Genomic DNA, 17,611 nt, shown 5'->3' with positions numbered 1-17,611 from the left:
CTCTCATCCAGATCAAAATAGCTGGTTGTACAGCTGGTTTACTAAGTGCAGTAGGAGAATTACTAGATTGTGATATAGACTCATCTTTGCTAGACTCAAATAATCATAAAAAAACACTAAAAAGTGATTCAATCAATTTTAGCCATTAAAACTTAAATAGCGGCTAAAATAGCTTTAAATTGTATATTTTTTAGGAGGAGTATATGCCATCACAAAAACAGCTAAATACGCAGCTAATTGATGCTGCTAAAAAAGGACAGCTAGATTTTGTTCAGCAAGCTATACAGAGTGGAGCAATTATTAATACAATAGATGATGATTATGGGAGAACTGCTTTAATATGGGCTGCTGACAATGGTCAACTAGAGATATTACAATACTTGATAGAAGAGGGAGCAAATGTTAATGCAGAATCTCGGGGAAACATAACTGCTCTAATTCATGCTGCTGCCCATGGTCATCTTGAGGTAGTACAACTTCTAATAGCAAATGGAGCTGATTTAAATGTGAAACGTAAAGGTCAATTCTCTGCCCTAACATATGCTATTGTAAATGGCCATACGGAGGTAGCAAAACTTCTAACTATAGTATTTCCCAAAGCAAATGATAAAGGTATAACAAAGTATTTGAGTTATAATGGCATATAGTGTGGATTTAAGGGAAAAGGCAGTATTGATGATAGAAAAAGGGAAGACAAAGGTTGAGATAGCAGAGCTCATGGAGATAGGAATAGCAACTCTGTACCGCTGGTTAAAAAAGAAAGCTGATGGTGAAAGCTTAAAGCCATCTAAAAACGGTAGCTTTATTCGAAAAATAGACCCAAAAATACTCGAAGAATATGTTACAAAGAATCCAGATCATACTCTGGCAGAGATGAAACAAAATCTTGGATTTGGAATAAATTCAATTTGGTATAGACTAAAACAGCTAAAAATTACTTTAAAAAAGTCACACTATATCAAGAGCGCAATCAAGAAGATAGGCAGCAATTTATTGATAAAATCTCAAAAATAGAACATTCCAGCATCTTATATATAGATGAAGCAGGAGTTGATAATAAGTTATACCGAGAATATGGACGTGCTCCAAGAGGAAAGAAAATTTATGCAGATGTTCCAGGGAGAACTCGAGAGAGAATCAGTATAGTAGCCGGGTGGATTGGAATGAGATTTATTGCACCAATGACTTTCAAAGGTGGGTGTGAAAAAGAGGTATTCAATATATTGTTGGAGAAGATGTTATTACCTAAATTGCCACTTGGCACAACCATAGTTATGGATAATGCTACATTTCATAAGACCACTAAAACAAAATCATTAATAGAGTCTTTTGGCTTTCATGTGCTGTATCTTCCAACATATTCACCAGATTTGAATCCCATAGAACACTGTTGGCATACCATCAAAAGCCGCCTCAGACCTCTAATGTATAAATGTACAGACTTACAACTTTTGGTTGGTAATACCATAATGGAAATTTATCCATTCATTTTAGAAAATACTATATTGTAATAACCCTTTAAACTCACTTGAGAATAGCAATGCTGAAGCTGTAGTGAATAAAACAACAGTGGCAGGATTATAACTCAAGGTAAAGAGAAATATCAGGAAGGTTGGCTTTGTTACCTATGAAAGGCCAACTTACTGAAAATCCTATCTTTTTGCAATCAATTTATCAAATTTAATGGGAGTGTTGAGTTTACTAATTTCTCCAAAAACGAGATTAAAGAATTGTAAATAATTTATAGATTCTTCCGAAGAAATTATCTTATTTTTACTGGCAGACAGCTTGCTTAAACCCGTAAAACTTCTCCATCTGCTCACTCCACAGCATCGGTATTTCTCTCAATTCCACTAACTTCAAACCTCTTGGCTGTCTTCCACTTACTATATCTTCTTTAATTTCTGGTGCTAAATAGTTCAACCTCAAAATTTGCTGTATACGTCTTGTACCTATATTAATTTTGGTACTCAGCTCTTCTATATTTGCGTATTTACCTTCTTCTAGTTGCCGTTTCCACGAATGGGCTCTTACCAATGCTTTCAGTAACGCATTATTTGTTTTTCCTTCTGGTTCGATTAATGTGCATTTGTTTCCTTTCTTTTTTATTGGTATAAATTCTACCTTATTCTCTGAACTCATACCAAAATCCATTACTGACGGAACAAATAAGAAACATTACAAACTCGTTTAATAGTAGTACTGGAAATATTGACAATAAAATTACACAAAACATCTTCAAGTAAACCTATGGTATCGTAGATACTATTGCGTAAAGTATTGTATTTGATATATTGCCACAACCTTTCAACAGGATTCAGTTCCGGTGAATAAGGAGGCAAGTATATGATGGTAATGTTTTCCTGAATTTTCAAACTTTTTGATCTATGCCAACTTGCACAATCCATTACAAGAAAGGCTTCTTTCGTGCCTAAATCTTTCGACATCTGCTCCAGAAATATATTCATACAATCAGTGTTTACATATGGAGCAAGTAGGCTAATTTTCTTACCACTTCTTGGATTTACCGCACTTTAGATATAGAAATTTTGTCTACCAATTTTCATTTTAACCTGCGTTCTGACCCCTTTTTAAACCATCCGTGTCCGATTTTTGAATGAGTCCCAAATCGTGATTCATCAAAAAAAACACCTCCCTTTTAGGGTGGAAATTGACTATTTTATTGAAGTATCTTTTAAACTCTTCTTGCTTGTTTTTATCTTGTTTATGGTGCATTGGCCTCGGTGTTATGTAAGAAAATTTCATCCTTTGTATCTCACGGTGCACTGTTGATTTGCTGATGTTTAGGGCAAATTCCTCTGAGATTTTTATTTGTACTTCCTTAATAGTAATATTTGGATTTCTTTCTACCCATATTTCAATTTGCTCACGTTGATTTTTGTTTAATTTGCTTTTTCTTCTCCGCTGAAACGGGGCAAATAATTTTTCTACTCTACCAAATTTTAGATGCTTTATCCATTCAGTCAAAGCAGTCCTTGAAATTTTACATATTCTTGCCACAGCGCTTATACTACTTTCTTTTCCTGCTATCACCGCTTGTAACTTTTTGAAACATATGCGTTATTTCTTACCTTTTTAACATTTCTTTCGCTAAATTTACAACTCTTTCGTCTAATAGTTTTGACCTTAATGCCATTTATACCTCGCTATTTCACTTACTCTAGTATGACTTTTTCCCCATTATTCTCTATCTGTTCTTTCTATAGCGGGAATTGGTATAAGTAGAGACAAGTCTTCAGCACTTGCATTCTTTCGTAAAGCCTTCAGGAGTAACTGTCTTCCTGAGAAAATTGTAATTGATAAAAGCGGCAGTAATACTGCTGCTCTTGATGATTTGAATGAAGAAATTTCTGAAGATTACAGTTCTTCAAATAAAATATCTAAATAATATTGTTGATAGATTTATCAAAAAACTAATAAAGCCAATGCTTGGGTTTAAAAGCTTCCATTCCGCAAAGATTACCATCACAGGCATAGAAAATATTCGTATGATTCAAAAAAGACAAATTATTAAAATAATGTTTCTACTTTTGAGAATTTTGCTATGTTAATGGCTTCATAACTCCTATAATCCCACCTTTAATGATCTTCTTTCCTATGGTTTATAGATGCAACAGAACCTAAAATATACCCTGTATTCCAGGTTTGATTATGTCTGGAACAAGCCTAACGCCATTCTTTATTTCTTGTACTATAGAAATTGTTGTTAAGTTCTTTATGTTAAAATCATTGATATCCATTGCTCTTTTATAAAAAAAATTAAGCTATATGCTTTATATCTTAACATTAATTTAGTTTTAAAACAAATTAATATTTTAATATAAGTTTTCTCTTTTGTAGAGAATCTGCTTTTTCTTGTTTTGTATGAACTTAGAAAATTTTTATTTATAAATGACTTTAAGTTTAAAATTGAGAAAGTATTTGTTATATATAACAGCAAGTATGAGTTAAATTTGTATTATGGACTTGAATAAATTTACCGAAAAAGCAAAAAGCCTAATCCAGAGCGCTCAAATGAAAGCATTGGGAGCTGGGCATCAGATTTTTATGCCTGAACATTTACTTAAAGTAATGCTTGAAGATGAGTCAGGTTTAGTTCAGGATTTGATAGGCGCTTGTGGTGGAAATGTTCAGAATATTTCTGATGCTGTGAGTAGTGCAATTAAAAAGTTTCCAGTGGTTGGAGGACCAGGTAGTGGTGGGCTTCAGCTTTCAAGAGAGGTAGCAAAAGTTTTTGATGATTCAATTGGTATTGCGAGGAGAAATAAAGACACATTTGTTACTGTTGAGCGGTTACTGCAGGGCCTTGCTGCACAAAAAGATGAAATTGTAGGTAAAATTTTAGCAGAAGGTGGTGTAACACCGCAAAAATTAAATTCAGTTATTGCAGAAATGAGAAAAGGTGGCAGTGCAGACTCTCCAAATAGCGAGGAAAAATTAAATGCGGCAAAGAGGTATACAAAAGATATTACAGAGCTTGCTATGCAAGGTAAGCTTGATCCTGTAATTGGTCGTGATGAGGAAATCAGAAGAACTATGCAGGTATCGTTGAGGCGAACAAAAAATAATCCAGTACTGATAGGTGAACCTGGTGTTGGAAAAACTGCAATAGTTGAAGGTTTAGCAAACAGAATTGTTGCAAATGATGTACCACTTGGTTTGCGTGATGCAAAAGTTTTAGCTTTGGATCTTGGTGCATTAATTGCTGGAACAAAATTTAGAGGGGAGTTTGAAGAGAGACTAAAAGCAGTGATTAATGAGATTTCAAAAGCAGAGGGAAAAGTTATTTTGTTTATAGATGAGCTTCATACTTTAGTGGGAGCAGGAGCGACAAGTGGTGCGATGGATGCTTCAAATTTGCTCAAGCCTGCTCTTGCGCGTGGAGAAATTCGCTGTATAGGGGCTACAACTTTGGATGAGTATCGTCAACATATAGAGAAAGACCCTGCGCTTGCAAGGCGTTTTCAGCCTGTGTTTATTTCTCAACCGACTGAGACTGATACTATTTCAATACTGAGGGGTTTGAAGGAGAGGTATGAGCTGCACCATGGTATTAGAATCACAGATGGTGCAATAATCGCTGCTGCAACGCTTTCTAATAGATATATAACAGATAGGTTTTTACCTGATAAAGCGATCGATTTAATTGATGAAGCAGCAAGTAGGGTTAGAATTGAAATGGACAGCAAGCCTGAGGTTGTTGATGAGCTTGAAAGAAAGATTATACAGCTGAAAATTGAGTCAGAGGCTTTGAAAAAAGAAAGTGATGAAAACTCTAAGCAACGTTTAAAAAAGATAAATGAGGAAATTGAGAGTCTAAACAGTAAATTTGCTGACTTAAGCAGTAAATGGCAGATGGAAAAGAATAAGATAGCTAAAATACAAGAAACAGCTGAAAAATTGGATAACTCGAGAAAAGAGTTGGAACTGGCTCAGCGCAATGGAAATTTAGGAAGGGCAGGGGAGTTGATGTATGGTGTGATTCCTCAACTTGAAAATGAGTTAAAAAATCAGGAAAAAGTTACTGATAGTTTCCTAAAGAAAGAAGTGACTGAGAGTGATATTGCAAATATTGTTTCAAAATGGACAGGCATTCCAGTTGATAACATGATGCATAGTGAAAAGGAAAAGCTCCTTAACATGGAAAATGAAATAGGAAAAAGAGTAATAGGGCAGAGAGATGCAATTGAAGCGATAAGTAATGCAGTAAGGCGCTCCCGCTCTGGTGTTCAGGATACTAATCGACCTTTTGGTTCATTTTTATTCTTAGGTCCAACCGGAGTTGGAAAAACAGAGTTGGCAAAATCCCTTGCCGAATTTTTGTTTGATGATCAATCAGCACTTCTACGCTTTGATATGTCAGAATATATGGAAAAACACTCCGTTTCAAAGTTAATTGGTGCGCCTCCAGGATATGTTGGCTATGAACAAGGTGGCAGGTTAACTGAGGCAGTAAGGAGAAGACCATATCAGGTAATTTTGTTTGATGAGATAGAAAAGGCAAATCCAGATATATTTAATATATTGCTGCAGATCTTGGATGAAGGCAGGCTCACCGATAGCCGCGGTAAATTGATTGATTTTCGCAATACCATACTGATTCTAACTTCTAACCTTGGTGCTGAGGTGATGCTAAGAGGAGCTACCGAATCTGTGAAAGATGAGGTGATGAAAATAGTTAAGTCAGCGTTTCGTCCAGAATTTTTAAATAGACTGGATGAAATTATTATATTCCACAGCTTAACCAAAGATGACATTGATAAAATTATAGATGTTCAATTCTCTTATTTACAAAAGATGCTTGCTAAGCGTAAAATGAGTATTAGTTTATCGCAAGAAGCTAAAGAACTAATAGCACAAACTGGATATGACCCTGAATATGGAGCGCGGCCTCTGAAAAGGGTAATACAAGAATGCATTCAAAATAATCTAGCTAAGTTAGTTTTATCGGGGGAAATAGTAGAAGGAGATGAGCTAATAGTGTATACTTCTGGTAACGAAATCTTAGTTAAAAAGATCTAGATTCGCTGTGTATTTTTGTTTTGAAAAATGTGTATAAATCATAATGTTAATGTTGAGTCTTTATTTAAGCTAGTTGATCAAGGGAATAAAAAAGAGAAAGAAAAAATTAAAGAGTTTATACAGTACTTTTATAATTTTGTTTATAATAGTGACCTAAAAGTCAACGATAAATTTCTTTTATACATTGCAGAAGATGCATACAACTTCATTCTTAAAAAAGAAAAAGAAGAAAGTAAATTGGCAGTAAGTAATGTAAATGATATTTCAGGAATAGAAGGCAATTTCACTATAATTAAAATCACAAATTATGACATGCCCTTTTTAGTGGATTCTGTCATTTCCACTATTAAGTCACACGGTTTAACTATATGCTATTATAGTAACAGCATAATTAATGTTCAAAGAAAAAATAGCCTAATAGATAAAATTCATCTTTTGGAAGAAAGTAATGGAATCAAAGAGTCAGTAATATATGTAATTATTAAAGGCATAAGTGGTAGCTTTGTTGATACACTAGAAGAATCTCTACGAAAGACGCTAAAAGCAGTTAACTGCGTTGTAAAGGACTGGCAATTGATGCTCAAGAAGCTTCTTGAGCATCCGGCATTGGATGCTGGAGGCAGAGATTTTCTAGCTTGGTTGAAAAATAACAATTTTGTATTTTTAGGTTATCAAGAATACATTACTAATAAAGAAGGGAAGCTTGCTCTAAGTGGTAAGGAGAGCATCGGGTTAATGAGAGCAAGTGAAGAGTACCAAAATTCATCAATTTCTTCTGAAAGCTTGAATTCTTTATACATACTAAGATCAGACCTAATCTCAATAGTTCATCGGCGTACCTATATGAATTGTATAGGAGTGAAAGAATTTAATGATCAGGGTGATGTAATAAGGGAACAGCATTTTTTTGGGCTATTTACTTCTATAGCAGAAGTGCAAGATATTCGAACTATTCCGGTAATAAAGGATAAGGTTACAACAATAGAAAAAAAGGCGGGATTTTTTCCTGGTGGCCATAACAATAAAGCTTTAATTTCCATTTTACAGGCATTTTCTTGTGACGAATTATTCCAATCAAATGAAGATGAGTTATTTGAAACTTGCACCTCGATCATGTTTCTTGCGATTAGACCAAGAGTCAAATTATTTTTGAGAAAGGTAGGGAACTTTATTAGTTGCATAGTATTGATACCGATGCGTTATGCTAGTGCAAGACTAATGTTTAAGATACGCGATATATTGAAAGATGAAACGAATGCAGAAAGTTCAGATATTTATAACAATCACATTATCAATGAATATGATTTGATGAAATTACACGTGGTGCTAAGAACCAAAAGCGCTAGCGTTTTTGATGATGAAGTTTTGCGTATCGAAAACAAGTTAAGAAACATTACAGAAAAGTGGGAAGATCGTTTTATAGACAATTTATATAATACTTTTAGCACTGTTGAGGATATATTTATCCGCTATTGCAAGGCATTTCCGATAAGTTATCAAGAGAATTTTGAACCTCATGATGCGTATTATGATATGAAAAAATTGGAGATAGTGAGAAAGAAAAAAGTCAGCGAAGTTGATTTGAGGCTTACTCGTGACAATCTCAACTATCAATTGAAGGTTTACACTCCAAGCAACGGAGGCCTTGAATTGTCAAAGATATTAAAGGTTACTAAGAATTTAGGGGCTAAGATTCTATCTCATAATGGTTATTATATAGAAATCAACGGTGGAATATGGACACATCATTTTGTGTTGTCAAGAGTTGATGAATTAATAGACAACATTACTTTAAAAGAGCAGTTTGAGGTAACACTTGTAAAAGTGTTCAGCAAGGAAATAAAAAATGACTATTTTAACAGCTTGATCATTGTTGCTGGGCTCGAGTGGAAGGAAGTGCTTCTGATTAGAGCGCTAAGCGCCTACCTAAAGCAGACATCATTTAGCTATAACCCAGAATATATCCAGAAAGTAGTATCAGAGTATCCAAAAGTAGTAAGGTATTTAGTAGAATTATTTCATTCAAGATTTGATACTAAAATAGATATTGATAGGGCAGAAACTACTAGCATTTTGACAGAAAAAATCGAGGATCTTCTAAAGGAAATCAGCAATGCTTCACATGATTATGTTTTACGTTCGATATTTAATTTGATGATGGCCATTTTGAGGACCAGTTATTATCAGGATGATAAACCTTACTTATCTATAAAATTTGATTCAAGTAAGATAAATGATTTACCTGATCCGCGTCCATATCGTGAATTGTATGTTTATTCAAACCTTTTTGAAGGAATACATCTAAGAGGAGGGAAATTGGCCCGTGGCGGCTTGAGATGGTCAGATAGGACGGAAGATTTTCGCACTGAAGTTTTGGGCCTCATGAAAGCCCAGATGACAAAAAATGCGGTCATTGTACCTGTTGGTGCAAAAGGTGGGTTTGTAATAAAGCAAGTTTATAAAGACAAAAACACTTTAAGAGAGAAAGGTGTTGAATGCTACAAGAATTTCATTAGAGGAATGCTTGATATTACTGATAATGTAGTTGATGGCAAAATAATTCCACCAGAGAATGTAATTAGGTATGACGAAGATGATCCATATTTGGTAGTTGCGGCAGATAAAGGCACTGCTTCATTTTCTGATTATGCTAACCAAATAGCTTATGAATGTAATTTTTGGCTTGGAGATGCATTTGCATCTGGTGGATCAGCAGGTTACGACCACAAAAAAATGGGTATTACAGCAAGAGGTGCATGGATTGCAGCAGAGCGGCATTTTTGGAGAATGAATAAGGATATTTACCAAGATGCAACTGTTATTGGAATTGGAGATATGGCTGGCGATCTGTTTGGAAACGGTATGCTGCTTTCAAAAAATATGCGCTTGATTGGTGCATTTAACCATATGCATATTTTTGTTGATCCAAACCCTGACGCAGAAAAAAGTTTCGCAGAGCGTAAACGCCTCTTTGAATTACCGTTTTCCACTTGGATGGATTACAATAAAGATTTGATTTCTTATGGTGGTGGGGTATTTGAGCGTAGCAGCAAGCAAGTAGACATTTCTCAAGAAATGAAAAAGTGCTTTGATATAGTGGAAGATATCTTATCTCCAAATGATTTGATTCGGTATCTGCTCAAGGCAAAAGTGGACTTCATATGGAATGGAGGAATTGGCACATTTGTTAAGGCAAAGAGTGAAAGCCATGGCATGGTTGGTGATAAAGCAAACGATGAGTTAAGAGTGAATGGTGAGGATATTAGAGCTTCTATGTTTATAGAGGGTGGCAATCTTGGTTGCACGCATCTTGGAAGGGTAGAGTATGCTAAGAGAGGTGGGTACATCAATGCAGATTTTGTTGATAATTCAGCAGGAGTAATATGTTCCGATCTTGAAGTTAACATCAAGATTGCTTTTGTTGCAATTATGAAAGAAGGGGGAATTTCCTTGGAAAAAAGGAATGAAATACTGGCTAGCATGATAGATGAAGTTGCATCTAAGGTACTTGAAAACCATAACAGGATTGAAACAAAAGCATTGCTTCTTGAGTGCTTGCAAGCTAAAGAAAAGTTGGAGCAGCACCATAAATTGTTACTCAGTTTAGAGAAATTTGGGCTGCTAAACCGAGATGTAGAATTTCTTCCAGCTGAAGAAGAGGTAGCAAGAATGTTAACTGATGGAGAAGGTTTCTGTTCTCCTCAGCTTTCTGTTCTGATGTCTTATGCAAGAACAGCAATAAAAAATGAAGTTATACACTCTGAGCTACCTGAAAAAGATTTTTTGTGCCGTGATTACTTACTAAATTACTTTCCACAAAGGATGGTAACAGAGTTCAAGGATTCCATATTGAAACACCAACTTTGTAGGGAAATTATTTCTACTTGCATTACAAACGATGTAGTAAATAGGATGGGCTGTATATTTATTAATAATTTGGTTGAGAGTACTGGAATTAAAGTACATGAAGCAGTTAACATATATATCGTTGTTAATCACCTATATAATTTAAGTAGCCTTTGGCAGAAAATTGATGAATTGGATGGAAAAATTGATGTTGATTCATATTTGCAAGTAGTGAGAAGTGTGCAAAAATTTATTGGTAGGGTATCATTTTGGTTAGTAAAAAATCTTGGTAAGCTTAATCTTGTAGAACTAGATGGTGTTACAAAATTTAGGGGTGCAATTGAAACTTTAGGCCATGATATTTTAGATGAGCACCTATTAGAGGTCTATAATCATGGATTAGCTTCTTTGTTAGAGCTTAACATAAATAAAGATCTAGCAAAAAGGGTTGCTGATCTACGTATTCTTATTTATGCGCTGGACGTTATATCTGTTGCTGAGCAGACATCTTTGTCCATCCTTGAGGCTGGTAGAATATACTTTGAATTAAAGTCGCTGCTAAGATTTGATATGATTAGAACAGTTGCTGGCAAGATGAAAAGCCATTCTTCCTATTGGGATCGCAGCTTAATTAATGATTTATTAGATGATTTAAGCAATTATCAACATAAGCTAGCTGTTAAAGTTATAAAAGCTACTGATAATCATGTAGACAAGGTTCAAACTTGGGCTATTAATGATAAGGATTATATAGAGCGCTACAATAGCTTTTTAGATGAGATGGTCGCTTATAAACTTGATTTAAGTAAATTAATACTCATAATCAGGAGAGTTAAAGTACTTGCTTCATAGGAAAAATGTTTAATATAGGTCTTTCAGAAATTTTAGTTGTAGCTTTAGTGAGTATAATTGTTCTTGATAAAAGTAAAGTACCTGTATTTCTTAGTCTTATTAAAAATATATATAGGTATTTCTGGGTTGTAAAATCAAGAGTTAGGAAATTGTTGAAGGATACCGGAATTAAAGAATTATATGAAGAGCATAACGTTGAAAAAGTCAATTACATAATTGGTGAAGATGGCAAGCTTTATCCTACTTACAATGTAGATAGTACAAAAAATGACAGCAAAAATCCTAGTAGTAGATGATATACCATCTAATGTTAAGCTTTTGGAGGCTCAGCTAAAAGCAGAGTACTATACAGTTATTGTAGCTTATGATGGCGAGGAGGCGATAGATTTAGTAGCGGAACATCAGCCAGATATTATCTTACTTGATGTCATGATGCCAAAAATGAGTGGTTTTGAGGTTTGTAAGAAGCTAAAGAATGATCCCTTAACGACTTATATTCCAATAATTATGGTAACTGCGCTGCATGACACTCATGATAGAGTGGAAGGAATTAATGCTGGTGCGGATGACTTTCTAACTAAGCCGATAGATGAAACTGCTTTATCTGCAAGAATTAAGTCTCTTGTGCGCTTAAAGATGATAATAGATGAGTTGTGCTTGAGAGGAGAAACTAATGCTGAGATTGGTGGAGTAGCAGAAAGCAGTATTATGGATTATTCTAATCAGATTTTTGATGCTAACATACTTGTTGTAGATGAGGACACCTTTCAAGCAGAGCAGATACACAATGTTCTAAAGCAACGCTTCAGATCAATTAAAATACTGCACGATCCAAAAGAAGCATTAAAGGTCGGTATTAAGGATAATTACGACCTGATTATTTCTGACATGCAGTTTTCAAAAACTGACGGCCTACGGTTGTGTTCTAAGTTTCGTAGTAAAGTAGAAACACGTTATACACCAATTCTGATCCTTTCTGAAGATTATGATAAAAGCAATTTAGTAAAGGCACTTGATGTAGGTGCTAATGATTATTTAACAGTACCTTTAGATGAGAGTGAATTAATAGCTAGGGTTAATTTGCAAGTGAAACGCAAAAGGTATCAAGATGCCTTGAGAATGAATTTATTTAATAATGTGGAAATGTCTATAAAGGATCCATTAACTAACTGTTATAATAGAAGATATTTTGATGCACACTTAAGAAATATTGTTAAGGATTCTGTGGAAAAAGATAGAAGTTTATCTCTTATGATACTTGATATAGATTATTTTAAGATGGTGAATGATAACTTTGGGCATAATGCTGGAGATGAACTTTTAAAGGAAATACAGAAAAGAATTTCTGAAAATATCAGAGTGACAGATTTATTAGCTAGGTTTGGTGGTGAGGAATTTGTTGTTGTAATGCCAGATACCAATGTATCAGATGCGTATACTATTGCAGAGAGAATAAGGAAAATTATTGCCAAAGAACCTTTTATACTTGTGGATAAAAATACAACCCATAATGTAACTGTGAGCATTGGAGTTTCAGCAATGAAAAGATCTGACCTTGATGATGTTAAAAAATTTATAGTACGTGCTGACAAATATTTATATAAAGCAAAAAACAGTGGTAGAAATAGAGTGGTTACTGGTTGAAGTTCTTTTAAATAAGTAGTAACTAAGATTCAAATGATATCATAAAATTTCTCAACTCCGGAAATTTCGCATTTAACTGCAGAAATAGATATTTATTTAAAAAATACCCTGTAATTTTTAACCCTAGTCTGAATTCTTGATATGAGTAGCTATTTTGTAGGTTGTTATTGTATACATCATGCAACATCTGTGGAAAAGGTAGTAATTTATCTGCATAACAGTCACCTACTTTTTTTGACACTGCTCTACCAGTTTTTGGAGAAATAAATTGTAGATTTTCTTTCACACCTGTTACAGCACATTTTGATAGGTCTAACTTAAATCCAAGTTGCGTAAGAAGCAGAAGCTCTAAGTTAAGGTAATGACTTTGCCAAAACTGGCTATTATGTTTTATTACATCGATGAAGTGTCTAAAATTATCATACAACTTGATGCAGGATTCACTTTCTGGAAGCACTTTTTCTAATATAGACGAGAAAGAAACAATAGCAATGCTTTTTAACCTATCTTGAAAGAAATGATGAAATGGAGATTCAATCAATTCGCACTTTAAAAAACCTAGATTTTCAGGTAGCTTAGCACTCCATTCTGCATGTAATAGATTACTTATTTGAAACTTATAATTGCTATTGTTTGTTAACCTAGTTAATCCTCTGCACTTTCCATGATTTTTTGTAAATAGAGAAAGAATTAAATTTTTATCACCGTATTTTTTAACAGCTATAATAACACCTTCATCTTTCCATCTCATTTAGAGTATATTGACCATATGATATTATAGAGATAATAAAATTAGTGTAGCAAATTTGAGTTTAAGTCAACTGAAATATATTGACTTTATGTGCAATATTAGCTTTAAACCAGTAAAACAAGCTTCTTAACATATGCGCCCTCTCTATTTTAATTATATTCTTCTTTTGTCTCTATGTTGTTTTTTGCTTTTTTCAATGAAAGCCCAAACGAATGATTCATCAGTTATTCATATACCACAAAGAAAAAAAGAATTAGTTGAGTTAGTACAACCGAGGCAAATTATTGAAATACAGGAAATTGATGAGGGTATTCCTATTCCCAAAAGAAAAAAGGGTGTAGAAAGAAAACTAAGAGAAGACATCAAAGAGGTGAAAAATGAAATAAGAGATAAGAAAAATATTGAGAACAAAGATGATGAATTGGCTGTAACAGAAATTATTAATTCTATAAGGGATAAACTGACAGAGTGTTGGAGCATTCCTGAGGGCATAGTTTATAAAGAAAATTTTAGTATAAAAATTAACTTATTATTATCCAGTAAAGGCGAGATCGTTGTAGCCAACGTAGCAGATAGCAGTTCTTATCAAAATAATCCTCTTTTTAGATCAGCAGCAGATAATGCAATGCGTGCAGTGTATAAATGTAGCCCGTTAATTGGCTTACCTGCTGAGCATCATCACATTTGGCGCGAAGTAACGTTAGATTTTATTCTAAATAGGTGAATTTACGTTACCTGAATTAGTTATAGCTCTTTTCATAATAGTCCGGAAAGTTCATAGAAAAGCAGAATCAACAGCATGACGAAAAGATGTGAATAGAGGGATGTTTTTCCTAGCTCTATTTTTTATAGCAAACCAATGATGCTCAATTTTATTGAAATCTGGGGAATACGTAGGAAGATACAAAATTTCAGCACCAACTTCTTTAGCAAGTTCAGTAATCTTATTAGACTTATGAAAAGTAGCATTATCAAGGATAACAGTTTGTCCAGGTTCCAAAATAGGTGTCAAAAACTGCTCAAACCATTTATTAAAGATATCCATATTACAATGGCCCTCAAATGTTAACGGAACAACTATTTTTCTACTATTTAGAGCTGCAATCATGCTAATTCGTTGAGTTTTCTTTCCAGATTTTAGGGCATAAAATCGCTGTCCTTTCTGAGAATATCCATAGGGATAGTCTTCGGTATTATCAATACCAGATTCATCTATATATACTAAGTTTTGAGGTTCTTTCGTTGCTATAATTTTCAAAAATTCAGCACGTTTTTCTTCATTCCTTTCTTTGTATCCATATGTCTTTTTTGCGTGTGAGTCCAATTTTTTAAGAGCTAGATGAATCGTTGGGATACTAACATTACTCCAAAGCTTAGCCATTTCCGATAGAGTTTTTCCACCATGTTTTTTTGGCAAATTCAGTAAATTTATTCCAGTCGGTAATTTTATGATTATAACCTCCATTTCCAAGTTTTTTCGACTGAAAATCTCCTGTTTCTTTTTTTTCTTTGCTGCCACTCCCATAATGTAGTTCTTCCAATTTTAAATCTTGCTGCTACCGTTTCTCTGCTTTCCCCTTCGTCTAGTACCTCCATTGCTTTTTTTCTTAAATCATAACTATATGCTGCTGGCATACTTACCTTCACTACTATAAACTCTTATTTTAAACCGTTTGGACCATTATGAAAAGAGCTATACTTGTGATGAAAAATAGATCAGCAAATTTTCAATCAACAACAGCTAAAGACCTTTCTGCAACGTTGATTTCTCTTATATCTGTAACTTCGTCATTATGATTAAACGAAATTTGCAGAGACTTACTACTGTACTTCCTTTTTCCCAAGAAGTTAGCTTGTTTAATTTTATATGAGACATAGTACCAAACATTTTCGTCTAACTTTGATACTAATGTTGGCAATCCTAAAGTATGAACCACTTTTTCTCTATCATCACCTACTTTTATTTTGCTCCACAGTTCAAGATTAATGCCAGGAACTCCGTGATTATAGATAGTGTGCATGCAGCCTACTGAAAACAGTAAAACAGAAAATATTAATACCCGCATTTTATCAATTAGTTATTTGAAATCATAATACACTGATAAACTATCTGTCGTCAAATTTCAAAAAAGTTAAATTGACTGATTCTCAATATCATTTAATATAATATTTACTTCAAAATAATTAGGTACCTTATGTCATTGCTAGAAGCAGATCCAATATACAAGCCTTTTAATTATCCTTGGGCATATGATGCATGGTTGCAGCAACAAAGGATACACTGGATACCTGAAGAAGTTCCTCTTGCTGATGATGTGAAAGATTGGAAAACTAAACTTTCTAATGTAGAGAAAAATTTATTGACCCAGATTTTTAGGTTTTTTACTCAAGCAGATATTGAAGTAAATAATTGCTATATGAGGCATTATTCAAATATATTTAAGCCAACAGAAATATGTATGATGCTTGCAAGCTTTTCCAATATGGAGACTATACACATTGCAGCCTATTCATACCTTCTAGATACGATTGGCATGCCAGAAAGTGAATATCAAGCATTCTTAAAATATGATGCTATGAGAAAGAAGTATGAATACATGTTAGAATTTGAGGAAAGTAAAAAGCACGATAAAAAACATGTTGCTAAAACTTTAGCAGTATTTGGTGCCTTCACTGAAGGATTGCAGTTATTTGCATCATTTGCAATTTTGCTCAATTTTCAACGGTTTGGAAAAATGAAAGGTATGGGGCAAATAATTGCTTGGTCAGCACGTGACGAAACCTTGCATACCAATTCAATTATCAATTTGTTCAATACGTTTATTAAAGAGAATAATGAAATTTGGAATGACGAGTTCAAAGAAGAATTATATTCTGCATGTCGCACTATTGTTGAACTTGAAGATGAATTTATAAGTCTTGCTTTTGATTTAGGAGATGTTGAAGGGCTATCTGCAGAGGAAGTGCGCAATTATATACGTTACATAGCAAACAGAAGGTTAACGCAATTAGGTCTTAAATCTATATATAATGTTAAAGATAACCCTATTCCGTGGCTTGATGAAATACTAAATGGCGTGGAACATACAAATTTCTTTGAAAATACAGTAACAGAGTATAGCCGTGCAGCAACTCAAGGCACTTGGGAGGAAGCTTTTGCTAAAAACTATACAAAAAGTGAATAGCAGTAACTTCAACCTTTTTTATCGTTTCAACGGAAGCTTGCGATACATATCAAAGGTGGAAGGAGGAAGAATTTGACATAAATCATCTATTTAGCTTAGAGAAAAGAGAGTATAGATATAAAGTTACATTATTGCATGTAATAGTTGGAGATTTTGATTGCTTAGAGGAGGAGAAGAAGAAGTTAATACGATATCTATTAGACAAAGGTGCTAATGTTAATGCACGAGATTCTTTCGGAAAAACTCCTTTGCACAATAGTCATGACAAAGAGGTAACACAAATTTTACTAGATGCAGGTGCTAATCTTTTTATAAAGGATCATTATGGAATGACTGCAAGAAAACATGCCCGTGATGAATCAAAGCAGCTTTTAAAAAAGGCAGAAGATAAATACAAGCAATAAAGCAATGAAATTTGGTGCTATTGTTGGTATTACGGCTGGAGTGGGAGTTGGTAATGGACTTTTTGCTGCTGCTGGTCTTTCATTACTAATATCGGCTTTTATTGGCGCAGCTGTTGCTATAGCAATAGGGTTTGTTGTTTTTGGTATTACATATGCAATGGTTCCTAGTGAGAAGCTAGATAGCGTTGACGCAGAACAAAAAGCTAGTACAGCGGCAAGTATGGTAGTGTAGTTAAGTAAAAAAAGGAAGAAGAGACTTCTTCCTCTTTTCTCCAAATTTTTTATATATAATTGAGAATAAAAAAACTGTGGATAACTTTGAAAAAGATCAAAAAAGACATCAAAAAGAGTATGATTAGATTGAAATATTTACAGAAAAACTTACT

The 17,611-nt window shown here is 34.0% G+C and carries 13 protein-coding genes and 3 pseudogenes; 11 read left to right on the top strand and 5 right to left on the bottom strand.

Going from position 1 to position 17,611, the window contains the following annotated elements; all coding sequences use genetic code 11:
* Positions 1-203: 203 nt before the first annotated feature.
* Genes M3L71_RS04845 through M3L71_RS04835 form a run of 3 tightly spaced genes read left to right on the top strand, consistent with a single transcriptional unit; the run spans position 204 to position 1,511 of the window.
* Positions 204-647 (top strand): ankyrin repeat domain-containing protein, encoded by a 444-nt coding sequence (locus M3L71_RS04845; protein ID WP_280143253.1) that lies wholly within the window; start codon positions 204-206, stop codon positions 645-647.
* Positions 637-1,014, top strand: a complete 378-nt coding sequence (locus tag M3L71_RS04840; protein WP_280143223.1) for an IS630 transposase-related protein — start codon at positions 637-639, stop codon at positions 1,012-1,014. Before M3L71_RS04845 ends, M3L71_RS04840 begins: the two co-directional genes overlap by 11 nt.
* Positions 993-1,511 (top strand): IS630 family transposase, encoded by a 519-nt coding sequence (locus M3L71_RS04835; protein WP_349292741.1) that lies wholly within the window; start codon positions 993-995, stop codon positions 1,509-1,511. The genes M3L71_RS04840 and M3L71_RS04835 overlap by 22 nt, the downstream gene beginning before the upstream one ends.
* Before the next feature lie 262 nt (positions 1,512-1,773).
* Here the strand turns inward: M3L71_RS04835 and M3L71_RS04830 are convergent.
* Together M3L71_RS04830 and M3L71_RS04825 are read right to left on the bottom strand one after the other, a co-directional pair.
* Positions 1,774-2,142: pseudogene (locus tag M3L71_RS04830) on the bottom strand (zinc ribbon domain-containing protein); the annotation flags it as partial.
* A gap of 11 nt (positions 2,143-2,153) precedes the next feature.
* A pseudogene (locus M3L71_RS04825) lies at positions 2,154-3,157 on the bottom strand (IS630 family transposase).
* 824 nt (positions 3,158-3,981) lie between these two features.
* Here M3L71_RS04825 and clpB point away from each other — a divergent pair.
* The 4 genes from clpB to M3L71_RS04800 are packed head-to-tail and all read left to right on the top strand — an operon-like array spanning position 3,982 to position 12,885.
* Complete coding sequence (gene clpB, locus M3L71_RS04815) at positions 3,982-6,543, top strand: ATP-dependent chaperone ClpB (protein WP_280143251.1); 2,562 nt, start codon at positions 3,982-3,984, stop codon at positions 6,541-6,543.
* 27 nt (positions 6,544-6,570) lie between these two features.
* Positions 6,571-11,241 carry an NAD-glutamate dehydrogenase gene (locus M3L71_RS04810; RefSeq protein WP_280143250.1) on the top strand — a complete coding sequence of 1,557 codons (4,671 nt, stop codon included), beginning with the start codon at positions 6,571-6,573 and terminating at the stop codon, positions 11,239-11,241.
* Between the two features lie 5 nt (positions 11,242-11,246).
* Positions 11,247-11,537 (top strand): Sec-independent protein translocase subunit TatB, encoded by a 291-nt coding sequence (gene tatB, locus M3L71_RS04805; RefSeq protein WP_280143249.1) that lies wholly within the window; start codon positions 11,247-11,249, stop codon positions 11,535-11,537.
* Positions 11,509-12,885, top strand: a complete 1,377-nt coding sequence (locus M3L71_RS04800) for a PleD family two-component system response regulator (protein ID WP_280143248.1) — start codon at positions 11,509-11,511, stop codon at positions 12,883-12,885. Before tatB ends, M3L71_RS04800 begins: the two co-directional genes overlap by 29 nt.
* A gap of 22 nt (positions 12,886-12,907) precedes the next feature.
* Here M3L71_RS04800 and recO read toward each other — a convergent pair whose 3' ends face one another.
* Complete coding sequence (gene recO / locus M3L71_RS04795; RefSeq protein ID WP_280143247.1) at positions 12,908-13,636, bottom strand: DNA repair protein RecO; 729 nt, start codon at positions 13,634-13,636, stop codon at positions 12,908-12,910.
* Positions 13,637-13,832: 196 nt separating this feature from the next.
* On the opposite strand from recO, the gene M3L71_RS04790 reads away from it, so the two are divergent.
* Positions 13,833-14,360 (top strand): hypothetical protein, encoded by a 528-nt coding sequence (locus tag M3L71_RS04790; RefSeq protein WP_280143246.1) that lies wholly within the window; start codon positions 13,833-13,835, stop codon positions 14,358-14,360.
* A gap of 51 nt (positions 14,361-14,411) precedes the next feature.
* Here M3L71_RS04790 and M3L71_RS04785 read toward each other — a convergent pair.
* Together M3L71_RS04785 and M3L71_RS04780 are read right to left on the bottom strand one after the other, a co-directional pair.
* A pseudogene (locus M3L71_RS04785) lies at positions 14,412-15,271 on the bottom strand (IS630 family transposase).
* A 92-nt stretch (positions 15,272-15,363) separates the two neighbouring features.
* Positions 15,364-15,702 (bottom strand): outer membrane protein assembly factor BamE, encoded by a 339-nt coding sequence (locus M3L71_RS04780; protein ID WP_349292692.1) that lies wholly within the window; start codon positions 15,700-15,702, stop codon positions 15,364-15,366.
* A 129-nt stretch (positions 15,703-15,831) separates the two neighbouring features.
* On the opposite strand from M3L71_RS04780, the gene M3L71_RS04775 reads away from it, so the two are divergent.
* The 3 genes from M3L71_RS04775 to M3L71_RS04765 all read left to right on the top strand — a co-directional run bounded on the left by M3L71_RS04775 (position 15,832) and on the right by M3L71_RS04765 (position 17,457).
* Positions 15,832-16,821, top strand: coding sequence for a ribonucleotide-diphosphate reductase subunit beta (locus M3L71_RS04775; RefSeq protein ID WP_280143244.1), 990 nt, complete (start codon positions 15,832-15,834; stop codon positions 16,819-16,821).
* Between the two features lie 131 nt (positions 16,822-16,952).
* On the top strand, positions 16,953-17,225 hold the full coding sequence (locus M3L71_RS04770; RefSeq protein WP_264683355.1) for an ankyrin repeat domain-containing protein: 273 nt from the start codon (positions 16,953-16,955) through the stop codon (positions 17,223-17,225).
* A 4-nt stretch (positions 17,226-17,229) separates the two neighbouring features.
* On the top strand, positions 17,230-17,457 hold the full coding sequence (locus M3L71_RS04765) for a hypothetical protein (RefSeq protein WP_280143243.1): 228 nt from the start codon (positions 17,230-17,232) through the stop codon (positions 17,455-17,457).
* Positions 17,458-17,611: the final 154 nt, after the last annotated feature.

The organism is Wolbachia endosymbiont of Frankliniella intonsa (genome assembly GCF_029856955.1).
Classification (GTDB): Bacteria; Pseudomonadota; Alphaproteobacteria; order Rickettsiales; family Anaplasmataceae; genus Wolbachia.
This window is presented reverse-complemented; position numbering and strand designations above follow the sequence as displayed.